General features: G+C 65.8%; 16 protein-coding genes and 1 tRNA gene. 6 read left to right on the forward strand and 11 right to left on the reverse strand.

Annotated elements, in window-relative coordinates; genetic code table 11:
- Positions 1-187 precede the first annotated feature (187 nt).
- Positions 188-535, forward strand: a complete 348-nt coding sequence (locus OHA42_RS31525) for a VOC family protein (RefSeq protein ID WP_328403757.1) — start codon at positions 188-190, stop codon at positions 533-535.
- 56 nt (positions 536-591) lie between these two features.
- On the opposite strand, the gene OHA42_RS31530 is transcribed toward OHA42_RS31525, so the two are convergent.
- Positions 592-2,010, reverse strand: a complete 1,419-nt coding sequence (locus tag OHA42_RS31530) for a pentapeptide repeat-containing protein (protein ID WP_406231367.1) — start codon at positions 2,008-2,010, stop codon at positions 592-594.
- A 157-nt stretch (positions 2,011-2,167) separates the two neighbouring features.
- On the opposite strand from OHA42_RS31530, the gene OHA42_RS31535 reads away from it, so the two are divergent.
- Positions 2,168-2,566, forward strand: a complete 399-nt coding sequence (locus OHA42_RS31535) for a nuclear transport factor 2 family protein (RefSeq protein WP_406231368.1) — start codon at positions 2,168-2,170, stop codon at positions 2,564-2,566.
- Here OHA42_RS31535 and OHA42_RS31540 read toward each other — a convergent pair.
- Positions 2,559-3,041, reverse strand: a complete 483-nt coding sequence (locus tag OHA42_RS31540; protein WP_406231369.1) for an anthrone oxygenase family protein — start codon at positions 3,039-3,041, stop codon at positions 2,559-2,561. The genes OHA42_RS31535 and OHA42_RS31540 overlap by 8 nt on opposite strands.
- An 89-nt stretch (positions 3,042-3,130) precedes the next feature.
- On the opposite strand from OHA42_RS31540, the gene OHA42_RS31545 reads away from it, so the two are divergent.
- A complete protein-coding gene (locus tag OHA42_RS31545; RefSeq protein ID WP_406231370.1) occupies positions 3,131-3,727 on the forward strand; it encodes a TetR/AcrR family transcriptional regulator in 597 nt (198 codons plus the stop codon).
- A 775-nt stretch (positions 3,728-4,502) separates the two neighbouring features.
- Positions 4,503-4,670, forward strand: coding sequence for a hypothetical protein (locus OHA42_RS31550; RefSeq protein WP_406231371.1), 168 nt, complete (start codon positions 4,503-4,505; stop codon positions 4,668-4,670).
- Between the two features lie 414 nt (positions 4,671-5,084).
- Here the strand turns inward: OHA42_RS31550 and OHA42_RS31555 are convergent, their stop codons facing one another.
- The 4 genes from OHA42_RS31555 to OHA42_RS31570 all read right to left on the reverse strand — a co-directional run bounded on the left by OHA42_RS31555 (position 5,085) and on the right by OHA42_RS31570 (position 8,102).
- Positions 5,085-5,573: a hypothetical protein gene (locus OHA42_RS31555; RefSeq protein ID WP_406231372.1), complete on the reverse strand. Its 489-nt coding sequence runs from the start codon at positions 5,571-5,573 to the stop codon at positions 5,085-5,087.
- Between the two features lie 358 nt (positions 5,574-5,931).
- Positions 5,932-6,003: transfer RNA gene (locus OHA42_RS31560), tRNA-Gly, on the reverse strand.
- 357 nt (positions 6,004-6,360) lie between these two features.
- Positions 6,361-6,636 carry a hypothetical protein gene (locus OHA42_RS31565; protein ID WP_406231373.1) on the reverse strand — a complete coding sequence of 92 codons (276 nt, stop codon included), beginning with the start codon at positions 6,634-6,636 and terminating at the stop codon, positions 6,361-6,363.
- Between the two features lie 263 nt (positions 6,637-6,899).
- Entirely contained in the window at positions 6,900-8,102 is a 1,203-nt protein-coding gene (locus OHA42_RS31570; RefSeq protein WP_406239716.1) for an MFS transporter, read from the reverse strand.
- A 103-nt stretch (positions 8,103-8,205) separates the two neighbouring features.
- Between OHA42_RS31570 and OHA42_RS31575 the strand changes: the two genes are divergently transcribed.
- The gene (locus OHA42_RS31575) at positions 8,206-8,541 is read left to right on the forward strand and encodes an ArsR/SmtB family transcription factor (RefSeq protein ID WP_406231374.1); all 336 of its coding nucleotides are present in this window, start codon (positions 8,206-8,208) and stop codon (positions 8,539-8,541) included.
- Positions 8,542-8,582: 41 nt separating this feature from the next.
- Here the strand turns inward: OHA42_RS31575 and OHA42_RS31580 are convergent, their stop codons facing one another.
- From OHA42_RS31580 to OHA42_RS31595, 4 genes are all read right to left on the reverse strand, one after another.
- The gene (locus OHA42_RS31580; protein WP_406231375.1) at positions 8,583-9,878 is read right to left on the reverse strand and encodes a M16 family metallopeptidase; all 1,296 of its coding nucleotides are present in this window, start codon (positions 9,876-9,878) and stop codon (positions 8,583-8,585) included.
- A gap of 95 nt (positions 9,879-9,973) precedes the next feature.
- The gene (locus OHA42_RS31585; RefSeq protein ID WP_406231376.1) at positions 9,974-12,253 is read right to left on the reverse strand and encodes a polyribonucleotide nucleotidyltransferase; all 2,280 of its coding nucleotides are present in this window, start codon (positions 12,251-12,253) and stop codon (positions 9,974-9,976) included.
- A 399-nt stretch (positions 12,254-12,652) separates the two neighbouring features.
- Positions 12,653-12,922, reverse strand: coding sequence for a 30S ribosomal protein S15 (gene rpsO, locus OHA42_RS31590; RefSeq protein WP_328403782.1), 270 nt, complete (start codon positions 12,920-12,922; stop codon positions 12,653-12,655).
- A gap of 129 nt (positions 12,923-13,051) precedes the next feature.
- On the reverse strand, positions 13,052-14,038 hold the full coding sequence (locus OHA42_RS31595) for a bifunctional riboflavin kinase/FAD synthetase (protein ID WP_328403784.1): 987 nt from the start codon (positions 14,036-14,038) through the stop codon (positions 13,052-13,054).
- Between the two features lie 604 nt (positions 14,039-14,642).
- Between OHA42_RS31595 and OHA42_RS31600 the strand changes: the two genes are divergently transcribed.
- Positions 14,643-15,311, forward strand: a complete 669-nt coding sequence (locus OHA42_RS31600; RefSeq protein ID WP_406239718.1) for a metal-dependent transcriptional regulator — start codon at positions 14,643-14,645, stop codon at positions 15,309-15,311.
- A 93-nt stretch (positions 15,312-15,404) separates the two neighbouring features.
- Here the strand turns inward: OHA42_RS31600 and OHA42_RS31605 are convergent, their stop codons facing one another.
- Positions 15,405-16,094, reverse strand: a complete 690-nt coding sequence (locus OHA42_RS31605) for a hypothetical protein (protein WP_406231377.1) — start codon at positions 16,092-16,094, stop codon at positions 15,405-15,407.
- Positions 16,095-16,410 lie beyond the last annotated feature (316 nt).

Here is a 16,410-nt window from a genome sequence, read left to right on the forward strand (position 1 = left end):
CGCCCGCAATGATCAAGATCACGAAAGCCTGGCACGGTCGGCACATTCGGTGCTAACGTTTTCGGCCGTGATGGTGCTCCTGTAGGCCGCCTTGTACCGAGCCCAGGGTCGGGACCGTCACTACTCGAGGAGAAACCCCCTGTCAGTACAGTTCAATCACACAATTGTCGGTTGTCACGACAATCGGGTGTCCGCCGAATTCTGGGCAGACATCCTCGGCTTGGAACTCGGAGCGGAATGGGGCCCGTTCATCCCGCTTCCCACGGGTAACGGAGTCACCTTCGACTTCGCGAACGTGCCCCCTCCCCACACCGAAATCCAGCCTCAGCACTACGCATTCCTGATCTCCGAGGCCGAGTTCGACGCGGCCTATGCCAAAATCCAGCGCTACAAACTGGACCACTGGGCCGACCCCCGCCAACAGGGCGTCAACGAGATCAACCACAACGACGGCGGCCGCGGCGTCTACTTCAAAGACCCCAACGGCCATTTCATGGAACTGATCACCGTCCCCTACGGCGGCTGGCCGACGTAACCACGACGGCGGGGCGGCGGTCACCAGGACGCCGCCCCGCCATCACCCAAACCTCGTCACCGGGTCGGCGCAGCGGGCTGAACCGGTGCTGGTGGCCAGGGGTTGGGCTTGACGCAGGCCGGCTTGCGGATGGGGTTGTCGTCCCAGTCGAAGTGTGCGCCGACCCAGGCTCTGGGGTGTTCGAATCGGACTTCGTTCGCGGCGAATCGGGTGGTGCGGAAGGAGATATCGCCGAAGAAGTCGCCGTCGGAGAAGTCGACGGTGCGGCCGCCGAGAGTGGCGCGGGCGAAGGTGACGCCACCGTGGAATTCGGCCTGCGTGAAGTCTGTTTCGCGAGTTCCCCTGGCGCGCAACCGCGATGACACGCCCAGTTGGGCGTCGTCGAAGTCGATGGTTGCGGCGTAGAACTGGGTGCCGGTGAAAGCGATTCGCGCGCTCGCGAACTCGGCGCCCGCGAAGGTGATCCGCTCGCCGTCCAGTGCCGCACGCTCGAACGAAGTGCGCTCGGCACGGAACTTCGCCTCCTGGAAGGATGTTCGGGCGCCGAGGAAACGGGCACCGAGGAACGTGGTGCGCGGGCCGCGGAAGGTGACGCTTTCGAAGGACGCCGGGCAGTCGAAGGTGGTGCCGTCGAAGGTGGTTCCGAAGCCGACGACCTCGTTCTTCTCGACACGAGTCGACCCGAACTCGGCGTGGTCGAACAGCGCGGAACCATTCCGGAACGTTGCTTCGCGGAAGGTGACATGCGAACCTGCGAAGGTCGTGTGCTCGAATGTCGTGGTGCCGGTAAAAGTCGCGCGCGCGAACGAGGTGTGTCGACCCGCGAATACCGCGTAGCGGAAATCCGCCTGCTCGAGTACCGCGCGGTTGAAGGTGAAATCGCGATCCGACCAGGAGATGTCTGTCGAGCGCCGCAGGTGGTCGGCGATCACCTTGACGATGGTTCGCCGCACCTCGCTGTCGTTCTGCCGGAATTGATAGACCCGTTCGACCTTGACGCCGGCTGCCTCGGTCGACTCTGCCCGCGACACAAGGTGATCGGCTGCCTCATCGAGATCGAACGGCAGCCGCAGATAACCACACAGCACGTCGATGCACTGCTGTCTTCGGCTCGGAGCCGAGAACTCGTCGGCGACCCCCGCCATCGCATAGACCCCCGCGATCCGGACCGCGACATCGGCATCGCCCAGCTGTCGGGCCGCCGCCCCGAACAACTCCGCGAATCGCCCGCGCTCGAGATCCCGTTGCCGCCGGTAGGCCACCACCAGGGCGACCGCGCCACCCACTCCCGCCGCCACCGACAGCGCGATCTTGGTGAGGTCCAACTGATTCGGCGTCTCTGCCTTCGCACCCAGTGCCCACCACAACAACCACCAGGTCAGACCAGCGATCGCCAAGCCGCACACCACAACCGTCACCACCGCCAGCAACAATGCCGCGCGGTGGAGTCGGTCGCCCAACCTCCCCCATCGCATCTCCGCATGGTAGCGGGATTGTCGCTCCCCGACTACCGGACCGGATCGGTGACCGCTGCGCCCCAAACCTTTTCGAACGTCCGTCCATCCCTAACACCGACACGCGCACAGCTCGCCGATAAGCGAGCCAGGCGCGCGGCGGCCCTATGATTCGCGGATGTTTGCTGACGTCTCTTGTGATCCGGTGGCAGCGGTAGAGACGCTGCACGCCGACCTCGCCACGTGGCTCGGTTCCGACGCGGCCGTGGAGGTCTTCGATCGATTCGCCGCGGCCCAGCACGAGGAGTTCTCGATGGTGACCACCGCAGGTGAGGTGCTCGGCCGGGCCGAGCTGCTCACGGGGTTGCGTGGCGCCCGAAATATCCAGCCGGGGTTGAAGATCGATATCTCCGACGTGCAACAGCTGGCACGGGACGGCAACACCGTGGTGGTCCGCTTTCTGGAGATGCATCGCCTCGCCGGCACGGGAAGTTGCCGACGGGTAACTGCCGTGCTGGTCGCCGAGGGCCCGGAATTCCGCTGGCGCACCGTGCACGAGACCGAAGTCTCTACCTGAGGACCGCTCGCCCGCCAGCGGTCGATGATCCGACTACCACGGCGATCACCAAGACGAAGGCGGCCAGCGCGCATCCGGTCCTGGTGAAGTGGAACAGCTCCCAGCGCCGCAGGATCGCGGCATAGTCGCTGGGTGGGCCGCTGACCATCCACACCTTGATCTGCTGGTTGATCGGCACATTGCCCAGGCGCGTGACCAGGAACGAGGTGCCCGCGAGCACCGCGGCGCAGGCAGCCGCCCATCGCGATCGGGATGTCGACCGCGCGGCGAGGGCGAGCGTGCTCAGTACGGTCAACCCCATCAGGATCTGCATGACCGGGCCGTTGACCCGCATAAGTGTGGTGTGGAAGGTGAATCGAACGTCCAGCGGCACCGCACGGAACGCGTACAGCACATTGACCGCGCCGTATCCGAAGGCCCCGGCCAACAGGCCGGGAAACAACAGCGCCGCTGACCGAACAAGTTTCGACAGCATGGGGAACTCCCGTCTCAAATATTGCAACTCCAAGTTGCGATAGCATAGAGCTTGCCTTGATTCACCCGATATCGCAACAAGGAGTTGCAATGAGTTCCACCGCACCGCTCGGACGTGGCCCGAAGGTGCGCGCCGCCGTGCTGGCCGCGACAGTCGACGAACTCGGCGAACATGGCTACGCGGCCCTCACAGTGGAGAACGTGGCCCGCCGCGCCGGCGTGCACAAGACCACCGTCTACCGACGTTGGCCCGATCGCGATGCACTGATCGCCGATGCACTCGGTGACAGCGTCACCACCGACATCCCCATCCCCGATACGGGTTCCATCGACGAGGACCTGCGCGGACTGGCACGAGGCTTGGTCGCCTGGGTGAAAAGCTCAGGTGGACAGGCGGTTTTGTCGGTACTGCTCTCGGAGACGACGGGTGCCGCCCGGCCGCCCGATGCCGTCAGGCACGTGTTCCGCGATCGCATCCGCACGTCGCTCCCCGTGGTCGGCCGTGCCATCGAACGCGGCGAACTTCCCACAGGCACCGACGCGGCCGAACTCGTCAAGGCGCTGGTCGCCCCGATCTACTTCCGCGCGCTCATCACTCGGGAGCCGGTGACCGACGCGACCGCCGACGCCGCTGCCCGACTGGCACTTACCGGTGCCCGAGCGGGACTGTTCGAAAAGAGCGGATGACGGGATTCGAACCCGCCTGGTTCGCTGCACAAAAGCCTGGTCAACGACCCGAGTCGATTCCAAGGTCTAGTCCGACAGGCATCTCAGCGGGAGAATGCCGCACACACCGACTACCGATGGACTGCGCCATCTAACCTGCCCAGGACAACAACGTCCGTTCCGCACGAACGTGGCGAGCGCCCGCGCCGGCGAGCTACGGTTCGCCAGGTAAGTCCGGACGCGCTGGGCTCCGACTGTCCCGGTAGGCAGGCGAAGCTCGCGGCCGACTCCAGCAGGTCCGGCACGATCCGCCTGAGTGGTGGCTACGACAAACCTGCGCAGCACGCCATTCATCGTTGTGCCCGTCACGACTGTAATGATCTGAGCCGGGTTCGACGATCCTGCTGTGTGCACTTGTCGGCTATCGAGATGCGAGGGATCGTCAGTGAGAGTTGCCATTTCAGCAGTCGTTCTGGCCGCGGCAGTCCTGGGTGCCAGTGCCTGCCAGGACGACGCGACCGTGACCACGAGCAGTTCGATAGCCGCGTCCACCACGACGCCTGCTTCGAGCCCGGCGACGAGGACCGGTGCTCCGCCCACCTCAGAGGAAACGACGACCAGCGCTCCGGCCACGTCAGAGGAAACGACGACGCGATCCGCGCCGGCGACAAACCCGGCGGCCGGCACGGCGTGCGAGCGCGCAACCCCGCAGCAGCTGCAGCAGGTGCTGGAGGCGAGCCGTGTCTCATCGGTTCCGATCGTGCTTGGGCAACCACAATGCAAGGAACACTGGGCTATGGCGTGGTCGGAACACACCGATGCCGCGCCGCAGCCCACTGGATACCTGTTCGCAGCGTCGGCGCAGGGCTTCTGGCACTACATCACGCAGGGCAGCGCGATCGACTGCACCGCAAACGGAGTGCCGGCCGACATCGCCGTGATGTTGCGCGGCTGCCGGAAGTAACGCCGAAGACGCGCCGCGCCGGCACTGAACATGAGCCCCAAAGACGACCCTCTGCGACACCGTTGACGGCAAGTGGATGTTTGTCAGGGACATCAACCCTGCAGGCGGAGTAATGCCCTTATCGGCGGCAAGCCCTGAACATACAGGTCAGAGGCTTGATAGCCCCGACCATCCAGGTGACGACAGGGCTTGACCATCACCATCGTCGGCGGTCGATCACGGCGTTCGGTGCGTGTTGCAGGCGGCAGTTGTCCCCGTACCAGGTTGCTGTTGTCACCGAAGTGGGCGGAGGTCCGCTGACGGGTCATACGTGAAGCGAACATCCCGCCATGTCGAACTCAGGTTGTGGCCAAGACTGGTGTTGGCCCGGCTCTATACGTGGAGCCGGGCCAACATCCGCGCTGCTCGATACCGTCAGTTGTAGCCGGAAGTGAACCCGAAGCTGAAGCTGTGACCTTTCGAACTACACGACACCTCGGCACGGAAGCCGCTGCCGACGCATGTCACGCCGGCGTAGGTGATGCTGGCATCCGGCCCATAGGCCGTACCCGGAGCGGGCCGGCCGCCACTGAGCTGCGGGCTGCCCGGCCGACCGTGCTGGCCCAGCGGGCCGAAGGCCGGGTGGGCGGGCAAAAACGGCAGATCGATCGAAATATTGCCGACCTGGAAGCCGTTCCAGTTGATCGTGCCGGAGGTGATGTCACAGCCGACATCGCCGTTCGGGCGGATGGCGCAATTCGCCATATTGCCGTAGCTGAAATACACCGTGTCACCGACCAGGTAGCTCGACGGGTCCTCGACTACGGTGTCGGCATTCGCGACCGCGGCACTGGATATCGAAACCGCTACAGCGGCCAGAACGGTCCCGGCGATAGCGGTCCCCGCCCGCGCAAGGAGCCTCATGCTTCCCCCGTGCCCAGCATCGCCACCAGTAACCCGCAGCGGATCGTTCCTGCTTGCTTTCTCATCTCGCTCGTCATCTCCTTCACCTGCGATGGCATACGACGACCGAGACTATATGGCCCTGCTGGCATTTTGCTGACATTGACGGCCAGCAGTCGAATCGCGGCGCGAGCAACACAGGTTCGATGACAGCAATGCCGCCAACGCGAACGAACTTCGCAGGCAAGAGAACTGGTGACAATCGTGACGGCTGCTCTTGGTAGCTGCTGATATCGGGACTCAATGCGCGGTGGCCGCCTATCCCGCGTCCGGCCTGATGATAGATGCGGCCTGCATGTGACTGCTAGAACCTTATGAGAGCGGATGACGGGATTTGAACCCGCGACCCTCACCTTGGCAAGGTGATGCGCTACCACTGCGCTACATCCGCATGCACGCCCTGATGGCTTGCTCTTGCCGTCGTGGCGCGAAAAAGAACGATACCGGACACAACCGAGGAGTCGGGAATCGCGGTACTGCGTGGAATACATCGGTCCAGGTCGATGTCCGAAGTCGTCTGCGGATGTTCGAAAGTCGTCTGCACCGGGTTGCGTGGCGCTGACTGCTCACCGCTACGCCCGGTGCGACGGCTCGGCTTTCGCGTGAGCACCATCGGCCTGGCACTGAGTGGGTGGGTTCTCGTCGTGCGCACCGTGGCCCCGATCCAAGGTGGCCCGGCGCAAGGACCCGTGCTCGAGATCCCGCTGACACCACCGAGTCCCAGCCCCCGGCGACCTCGGGTGTCGGGTTAGTGGTGCGGGTGCGGCGGGGTCGGGAAGGCAGGCGGGGTCGGGTATTCGGGCGTCGGGGGGGAGGGCGGCGTCGGGATGGGCGGCGTCGGGAAGTCGGGCCCCTTCGGGTGGTCGGCCGCAGGAAGAAGCTCGGTGGCCTCGGCGCCGCGGACGTGGGGTGCGGCGGCTACCCCGGACTCAGGTTCAGCACCTTGGGCGGCCATCGTGGCAGCACCCGCCAGGATCGCGGCAGCGGACAGAATTGGAGCAAGAAGAGCAACAGGCGACATCACGAGCGCCTCTTTCGCGAAGTGCACCGATCCAGTGCCGGCGCAAGTGGGATAGACGACGGATCTCTGGGCTATTCTACGCGCCGGTTACCAAGCGGCTACTGCCCAAATGAACCCGACCGCGCAAACCTTGCCAGCTCCTCTCCACGCCGCAAATCTGCTCGAGCCCGAGAGATTCGTCATCGACGACATAGACCACGTGTTCGGCGAGCATTCACAGTCGAAGTGGGTCCCCGCAGCCCGGCTGCCACGGCGACCCGCTTCGCTCACGCCGCTGTTTGCCGTGCTTCCCGGTTTCGTCGTAGGCCCAAGCCCGCGGCCACGAGGCAGGCGAGGGCGACCACGCCGACGAACCATGGGAAGACAGTGGTCAGGCCCCAGGTGGTCGCCGCCCATCCGGCCAGAATGGTCGGCAGTGCCATGGCGGAATAGGCGAGCAGGTAGTACGCCGACATCGTTTCGCCGCGCTTGTGCTGCGGCACAACCTCGGACAGGTGGCGTATCGAACCACCGAAACCGAGACCGAAGGTCGTGCCGAGCAACACGCCGGCACCGAGAACCATCATCCAGCTGTGGGTGTCGAGAGCGGGCACGGTGAGCAGCAACGCGATCGCCATGCCTGCATCACCGATGATCGCCGCCCTGCGCGCGGGAACTCCGGTCGCGAACAGCTGCGAGGCGGCGCCGGACAGCGAGGTCGAGGCGACCACCGCGCCACCGAACACCAAGTTGTGGATGCCGGTCTTCTGTGCGGCCAGCGATGGGTACAGCGACAGCAGCACACCGAGCACTGACCATGCCGCCATCACACCGATCGCCGAAAACCAGAAGTCGCCACGAATCTCTTGCGGGACAGCCGGTTTGGCGATCCTGATCCGGCCGGCGACACGGGCGTTGTGCGGCTCGTTCAGCGCGAGCACGCCGACACCGATGATCAAGCAGACCACGGTGATAACGACATAGGGCGTGCGCAGCGGATTCGGCGCGTACTGAGCCAGCAGTGCCGAACCCAGAATCGCCACGGCCATACCGATATTGAACGCAACACCACTGAGCTGCCCGGACCGCGCACCCCGGGTGGGTCGCATATCCAGCAGCGCCGCCGCACCCGCAACAACCGTCGAGCCGACCGCCATGCCGTGCAGTGCGCGAGCCAACAGCAGCATCGACACCGAATCGGCCAGCATGAACACCACGAGTCCGACGATCATGGTGGCGAAAGCGCCGAGCAGCACCGGCTTGCGCCCGACGACATCGGAGATCCGGCCCGACACCAGCACCGCGCCGAGCGCGGCGACCGCGTACACGGCGAAAACAATGGTCGTGGTGAGCGGCGAGAGGTGCCACTCCTTCTCGTAGATGCCATAGAGGGGTGCGGGGACCCCCGAGACGCCGAGCGCTACGCCGCTGGCTGCTAGGACCAGCGCATAGGCCCAGCGTTGTGAAGTCTGTTCGTCGGCGGCCACCATTGTCGCTGCCATCGCAGCTCCCATCAGGTAAGTTTGATCCTCATCGAACTTGATCAGCCTACATCCGGTATGATGATCGTCAAACCCACCAGTGAGGCAGATCATGACCGGAGCTAAGGAACCGGCCTCGGAGACCGGAACACCGCCGGTGGCGGCCCTGGCCACGGTGCTCGGTGCGCTGCAGGACCCGGTGCGGCTCGAGATGGTGCGCCGCCTGAGCAACGCAGGCGACGCCATGCGCTGCGCCGCGCTCTACGAGGTGATAAACAAGTCGACTGCAACGCACCACTTCAAGATTCTGCGCGAAGCGGGCGTCATCGAACGACTGATTATCGACGGCCAAACCTGCCAGCGGCTGCGCACCGAAGACCTGGAAACCGCGCTTCCCGGCGTACTCCCCTCGATCGTCGATGCCGCCAATCGCGCCCGCGGAGCCTGACGACGGCCCGCCGGCGCTCGGCCCGCCCGGCTACCAATCCGTCAGCCGTCGACCAAACGGCGTACGGAAGCGGGCAATTCGCGGGTACGACGGTAAGGCCCGGCGACCGAAGCGCCGAAGGGCCTGGCCAACAGCGTGGCCGCGATCGCCGACACCTCCTCGGTGGTCACCGCGTCGATCCGCGCCAACGTTTCCGACACACTCCGATGGTTGCCGTAACTGAGTTCGCTGCGGCCGATCCGGTTCATCCTGGATGCGGAATCCTCCAGACCGAGCACCAGACCGCCGCGCAGCGATCCCTTTGCCCGCGCACACTCGGCATCGGTGATCCCGTCGGCGGCAACAGCTTCCAGCACACCGCGGGCCAGCGACGCCACCTTGCCGAGATTCTCGGGCTGACAACCGATGTACACCGAGAACGCTCCGGTATCGGCATAGGTGTCGACACTCGAGTACACCGAGTACGCCAGCCCGCGTTCCTCCCGAATCCGTTGGAACAGACGAGAACTCAACCCGCCACCGACCACGGTGTTGAGGACCGACAGTGGCCAACGCTGCTCACCCTCGTGCCGCCCGAAGGCGCGCACGCCGAACGTCAGGTGCGCCTGTTCGCTGTCGCGGTGACTCCGTTGCAGTCCCGGCGCGCTCTGCGGCCGGAACCGTCCCTCCCGCCGCGGCGCGGGTATGGCAGCCGGATCGAGCCGATCGGCGAACGCACGGTGCACCAGCTCCACCGTGTGCTCGTGCTCGACATTGCCCGCCACCGCGACGACCATCCGATCCGGCCGGTAGCGGCGCAGGTGGAACCCGCGCAACTGCGCGGCCTGCATCGATTCGATGGACTCGATGGAACCGATCACCGGCCGTCCGAGCGGATGATCGCCGAACAGCGCGGTGAGGAACGCGTCGCCGACCAGATCCTCCGGATCATCGTCGCGCATAGCGATTTCCTCGAGCACCACCTGTCGTTCCACGTCCACATCGGATGCTCGGCACAGGCCGTTGAGCACCACGTCGGAGACCATGTCGACGGCCAGTGGCAGGTCCTCGTCGATCACATGCGCGTAGTAGCAGGTCTGCTCCTTCGCGGTGAACGCGTTGAGCTCCCCACCGACGGCATCCATCGCCTGGGCGATGTCCAGCGCCGATCGCGTCGGAGTCGCCTTGAACAGCAGGTGTTCCAGGAAGTGCGCGGCACCGGCGACAGTGGGTCCCTCATCGCGCGAACCGACGCCGACCCACACACCGATCGAGGCCGAACGCACACCGGGCACATGCTCGGTGACCACGCGCAGTCCGCCGGGCAATACAGTGCGCCGCACACCCGAGTCGGTCATCCGCGCATTGTCCGCCCGCAGCTCTAGTGACGAACCCCCCTGCTCGCCGCGGAGCAGAGGGGTTGCCGTCTTCTTCTTCGTCACAAAGACAAGTACTACTCGGTCTCCGCCGCGCCCGCATCAACGGCGTCGTCAGCGGCAGGCTCGTCAGCATTCTCGTCGACCGGCACCAGCGAGATCTTGCCGCGGTTGTCGATGTCGGCGATCTCCACACGCAGCTTGTCGCCGACGTTGACCACGTCCTCGACCTTGGCGACGCGCTTGCCGTTGCCCAGCTTGGAAATGTGGACCAGGCCGTCACGGCCCGGCAGCAGCGAGACGAACGCGCCGAAGGCAGTGGTCTTGACGACCGTGCCGAGGAAGCGCTCGCCGACCTTCGGCAGCTGCGGGTTCGCGATGGCGTTGATCATGTCGATCGCCGCCTGCGCCGCAGGGCCGTTGGTCGCACCGACGTAGACGGTGCCGTCATCTTCGATCGAGATGTTGGCGCCGGTCTCCTCGGTGATCTGGTTGATCACCTTGCCCTTGGGTCCGATGACCTCGCCGATCTTGTCGACCGGGATCTTGATCGCGGTGACGCGCGGCGCGTACTGGCTCATCTCGTCCGGGGTGGCGATGGCCTCGGCCATGACCTCCAGGATGGTGGTGCGTGCGTCGTGCGCCTGGGCCAGCGCACCGGCGAGCACCTGCGAGGGGATGCCGTCGAGCTTGGTGTCCAGCTGCAGCGCGGTGACGAACTCACTGGTGCCCGCGACCTTGAAGTCCATGTCGCCGAAGGCATCCTCGGCGCCGAGGATGTCGGTCAGCGCGACGTAGCGGACCTCGTCCTCGCCCTTGTCATTCTTGACGGTGTCGGACACCAGGCCCATGGCGATACCGGCGACCGGTGCCTTCAGCGGCACACCGGCGTTGAGCAGCGACAGGGTCGAGGCACAGACCGAGCCCATCGAGGTGGAACCGTTGGAGGACAACGCCTCCGACACCTGACGGATGGCGTAGGGGAACTCTTCCTGGCTCGGCAGCACCGGCATCAGGGCCCGCTCCGCGAGCGCGCCGTGGCCGATTTCGCGGCGCTTCGGCGAACCGACGCGGCCGGTCTCACCGGTCGAGAACGGCGGGAAGTTGTAGTGGTGCATGTAGCGCTTGCTGGTCTCCGGGCCGAGCGAGTCGACCTGCTGCGCCATCTTCACCATGTCCAGGGTGGTGACACCCAGGATCTGGGTCTCGCCACGCTCGAACAGGGCCGAACCGTGCGCCCGCGGTACCACGGCGACCTCGGCGGAGAGTGCACGGATGTCGGCGAGACCGCGACCGTCGATGCGGAAGCCGTCCGACAGAATCCTTTGACGGACAAGCTTCTTGGTAACCGAACGGAATGCGGCGCCCAGCTCCTTCTCACGACCGACGAAGTCGTCGCCGAGGCGAGCGAGCACGTCGACCTTGATCTCGTCGATCTTGTCCTCGCGCTGCTGCTTGTCGGCGATCGACAGCGCCTCGCCCAGCTCACGCTTGGCGGTGCCCTCGACGGCCTCGTAGACATCGGCCTCGTACGGCGGGAACAGCGGGAACTCGCCGGTCGGCTTGGCCGCCAGCGACGCGAGGTCCTGCTGCGCCTTGCACAGGCGAGCGATGAACGGCTTCGCAGCCTCCAGGCCCTCGGCCACAACGGCCTCGGTCGGCGCGGTCGCGCCACCCTCGATCAGCGCGATGACCTTGTCGGTGGCCTCGGCCTCGACCATCATGATCGCGACATCGCCGGACTCGACGACGCGGCCCGCGACAACCATGTCGAACACGGCGCCCTCGAGCTGCTCGACAGTCGGGAACGCAACCCACTGGCCCTCGATCAGCGCGACACGCACGCCGCCGACCGGACCGGAGAACGGCAGACCCGCGATCTGGGTGGACGCGGACGCGGCGTTGATGGCCACCACGTCGTAGAGATCATTGGGATCCAGGCTCATCACGGTGACGACGACCTGGATCTCGTTGCGCAGACCGTCGACGAACGACGGGCGCAGCGGCCGGTCGATCAGGCGGCAGGTCAGGATCGCATCGGTGGACGGCCGGCCCTCGCGACGGAAGAACGAGCCGGGGATGCGACCAGCGGCGTACATCCGCTCCTCGACGTCCACCGTCAACGGGAAGAAGTCGAACTGGTCTTTGGGGTGCTTGCCCGCGGTGGTCGCCGACAGCAGCATGGTCTCGTCGTCCAGGTACGCGACGACCGAGCCTGCGGCCTGACGGGCCAGACGGCCGGTCTCGAAGCGGATGGTACGGGTGCCGTAGCTGCCGTTGTCGATCAGCGCGACAGACTCGAACACACCGGGTTCGACCTCTACGGCCGAGGACGTGCGTTCAGTTGTTTCGGTCATTTTCTTCTCTCAACCTCTCGTCTTCGCCGAGTCGAGCGCGTCATGGGCGCGACTCGGCTATTCGTCAGCCGTACCGGATACGGGCGCGCGGCAACCCTCCTGGCTGCAACGCGCGCACCCGGCCAGATCCCCTTGGATTCGGCGACGCGGAGGCGGTCATCGATCGAAGCCCGCCGGCGGAGTTTCACCTGCCGGGAGGCCACTACCGAAGACCGACGCCACGCGGCGGGTGCATACGGCTGTGCAATGTTGTCGTGTAGATGGGTGATGCTGTCTCTAGCGACCTACAAGCAGTCGCGACAACTTTTACCCCTCATACACAAATAGCCAACGGGGAGATTGTATGCCTCCCCGTTGGCCGGTTCGCCGGCTACCTCCGGTAGCCGGTGTGTCGAGCGATCAGCGACGCAGGCCGAGACGCTCGATGAGGGAACGGTAACGCGCGATGTCGCTCTTCTGCAGGTACTTCGAGAGGCGACGACGACGGCCGATCAGCGCGAGCAGGCCGTGGCGCGTGTGGTGATCGTGCTTGTGCACCTTCAGGTGCTCGGTGAGGTCGGAGATCCGCTTGGACAGCAGCGCGATCTGGGCCTCCGGCGAACCGGTGTCCTTCTCGTGCAGGCCGTACTCGGCGAGAATTGCCGACTTCTGTTCGGTGGTCAGTGCCATGGGGCATCCACTCCTATTTCTCAGTCCCGCGCTCGGAATCCAGTTGCCCGGCTGGGCGCCACCGCGGACCGCAGCAAACCCGAGGATCCACCTTACCGGATGAATTCCGACGAACCGAAACGCGGTCGCTCAGGCCTCGGGCGCTGTCGCCGTGTCGGTGGCGCCGAGCACCTTTCGGGCGTTGTCCACGTCGCGACCCATCGCTTCGAGCAGCTCTTCGATCGAATCGAACTTGCGCATCCCACGCAGGTGCTCCACGAAGTCCACCGCGACATGCTGACCATAGAGATCGGCCTCGCCGTCGAGCACGTACGCCTCGACCGTCCTGGCGCGGCCGGAGAAAGTGGGGTTGGTGCCGACCGAGATCGCGGCCATCGCACGCTCGCCCGGTGTCACCGTGCCGATGGTCGGACCGGGGCCCAGCACGGTGAACCAGCCCGCGTACACGCCGTCGGCGGGGATAGCCGCGTGCATCGGCGGCGCGACATTCGCGGTGGGAAAACCGAGTTGCTTGCCGCGTCCGTCGCCGTGCACCACAACGCCCTCGACACGGTGCGGCCTGCCGAGCGCCTCGGCGGCCGCGCCCATATCGCCCGCGTCGACGCAGGCACGAATGTAGGTGGAGGAGAAGGTGACCGCGTGCTCGCCGATCAGCTTCACACCGTCGACCTCGAAACCGAACCGATCACCGAGCTCGCGCATGGTGTCGATGGTGCCTGCGGCCTTCTTGCCGAAGGTGAAGTTGTCCCCCACCACCACCTCGACCACGTGCAGCCGCTCGACCAGCAGATCGTGCACATAGCGGGCCGGTGTCAGCTTCATGAATTCCTGGGTGAACGGTATGACACAGAACACATCGACACCGAGTTCCTCGGCCAACTCCGCCCGCCGGGTCAACGTGGTCAGCTGCGCGGGATGGGAGCCGGGGCGCACCACCTCCATGGGGTGCGGGTCGAAGGTCATCAGCACCGCGGGAACACCGCGCGCGGCAGCGGCCTTCACGGCCCGGCTGATCAGCTGCGCGTGACCGCGGTGCACACCGTCGAACACACCGATCGTGAGTACACACCGCCCCCAGTCCGCGGGCACCTCGTCGAGACTTCGCCATCTCTGCACAGTCCGCAGCCTATCTTGCACAGCCGAACACAGTCCGACCGAAGTCCACGCCGAGCCGGAACAAAGCCCGAGACAGCCACCGATCTCACACAACCCAATGCGATCCCATGGAAATCCAGCCCGAGCCGGAGCAAAGCCGGGGGCAGCCGCCGATCTCAACCAGCCCGACGAAGTCCGGCCCGGCGCGACCAGCGCGGGAGCGGAGCTGAAGGTAGCCGCTGTTCGCACACAACCCGACGGAGTCCGACCGAGTCCACGCCGAGCCGGAACAAGCCGGAGGTAGCCGCATCTGGCGCAGCCCAGCCGAAGCAGGCACCGAGCCGCAGCAAATCCGTAGGCAGCCGCCCATCCTGCATAGCCGGGGCAGTGCGAGGCCCCGATGTCACACAACGCTTCCGGTGTCGTATACGGAGGGTGAATACGGCGTTCGCCCGTGCGGCGCGATGTGTGATTCGGCAGGCATATGCCTAAGCTCGGTTATGTGCCCGGTAAACGAGATATCGCCACCCGACGCGAGCTGGCCGACACCTCGGCGCAGCTCAGAGATGCCGCGCAGCAGGCAGGCGGCCCGACGCACGGCGAACCGCACGGCAGCACCGTGACGATGGCGCCGGTGCTCTCGTCGGTGGCTCAGGACTACCTCAAGGTGATCTGGACCGCGCAGGAGTGGTCGCAGGAGAAGGTGTCGACGAAACTGCTGGCCGAGCGGATCGGCGTTTCGGCCTCCACCGTCTCCGAGGCGGTCCGCAAACTCGCCGATCAGGGTCTGGTGGAACACGCTCGCTACGGCTCCATCACACTCACCGAGGACGGCCGCCTCGCGGCCATCGCCATGGTGCGCAGGCACCGGCTGATCGAAACGTTCCTGGTCAGTGAGCTGGGCTACGGCTGGGACGAGGTACACGACGAGGCCGAGGTGCTCGAGCACGCCGTCTCCGAACTCCTGATGGCCCGCATCGACGCCAAACTCGGCTTCCCGGACCGCGACCCGCACGGTGACCCCATCCCCTCGGTCGACGGCGCCGTCCCCACCCCACCGGCCCGCCAGCTCAGTGACTTCGCGGCCGCCGAATCCGGCCGCGTCGCCCGCATATCCGATGCCGATCCCGACATGCTGCGCTACTTCGACTCCGTCGGCATCGCCCTCGACACACCGATCGCCGTCGTGGAACGTCGCGACTTCGCAGGCACCATCGCCATCCGCATCGAGGACCGCACCATCGACCTCGGCAGCCCCGCCGCCCAGGCCATCTGGCTCACCACCGCCGACTGACCGCGCACTCACCTACAGGAAGACACTCGCGACCTGCGCGCAGGCATTAGTCGAGGAGATGCGTGGGTTCCGCTGTGGGCAGCCAGGGGGGCCTCAGCACGTTGGGAAGTAGCGCTGCAGACGAGCGGGGACGCTGTCGGCGAGGGCTTCGGTCCAGCAGGTGTCGTGTGGGAAGCCGACGTAGGTGGTCCAGCCGTCGGGGTTGTGGACGACGATGCGTTGGGAGTCGCCGGGGACATCCCAGACGATGACCGCCCAGCCACCCTCACATTCGGAAACCGTGGCCTGGGCGGCGGCGAGGTATGGCGGAACGTCGAGGTCGTCGATGATCGCTTCCGCGGTGCACGGTGGCGGCACCGGATCTTCGAATCGCAGTACGCCGGACACGATCTGGCCGGGTGCGGTCACGAAGGCGCTGTGCATGCCCTCGGGCACCGGCGACGATCCCGGTGGCGGTTGCATGGTGAACAGGTAGCAGCCCACCGGGACGGCGAAGGTGGTGGTGCCGTTCCCGTCCGTGGTCCCGGTCCATTGCCGCGTCTCGGCCGTCTCGCCGACCGGAATGTCATGCCGCGCAGGATCGCACGGCTGTATTAGCCGAACCGCCACCGGCACGTTCGGAACTGCGCCGCCGGATACGGTCCGCGTCTTGATGACCAACGCCGAGTTGTCCGGAGGTGGGAGGATCGGCGGCGCCTCGGGTGCGGCCAGGGAGGGAATAGTGGTTCCCTGCGGCGCGCCCGGGTGAGTCGTCGACCCCGGCGCTGTGCCCGTACTCGTCACCGCTACCGAACCCCCGCGCGATGACACTGACGATTCATTGCCAGCACCGCAAGCAACGGCGGCCACGACCACCGCGGCGCAAACCATTGCCCGCTGAACGACACGCATCCCCATTGCCATCGGCCTTCCGATCGATCGTTCCTCCTGACACCTGAACTATCGCCCCGACGGCGGCCGGAGTTAACCCAGGTCAACCCTCATAAGCAAGGTCGCAGTCCGGTCCGTTCCGTGACCTACACCCGACTGATGGGCTATCGACACTGCGGCCGGCACGACCGCCTGAGTGAGCACAGCACCGCGACCAGCGCGACCGCCG

This window comes from Nocardia sp. NBC_01009 (genome assembly GCF_045208035.1).
Classification (GTDB): Bacteria; Actinomycetota; Actinomycetes; order Mycobacteriales; family Mycobacteriaceae; genus Nocardia.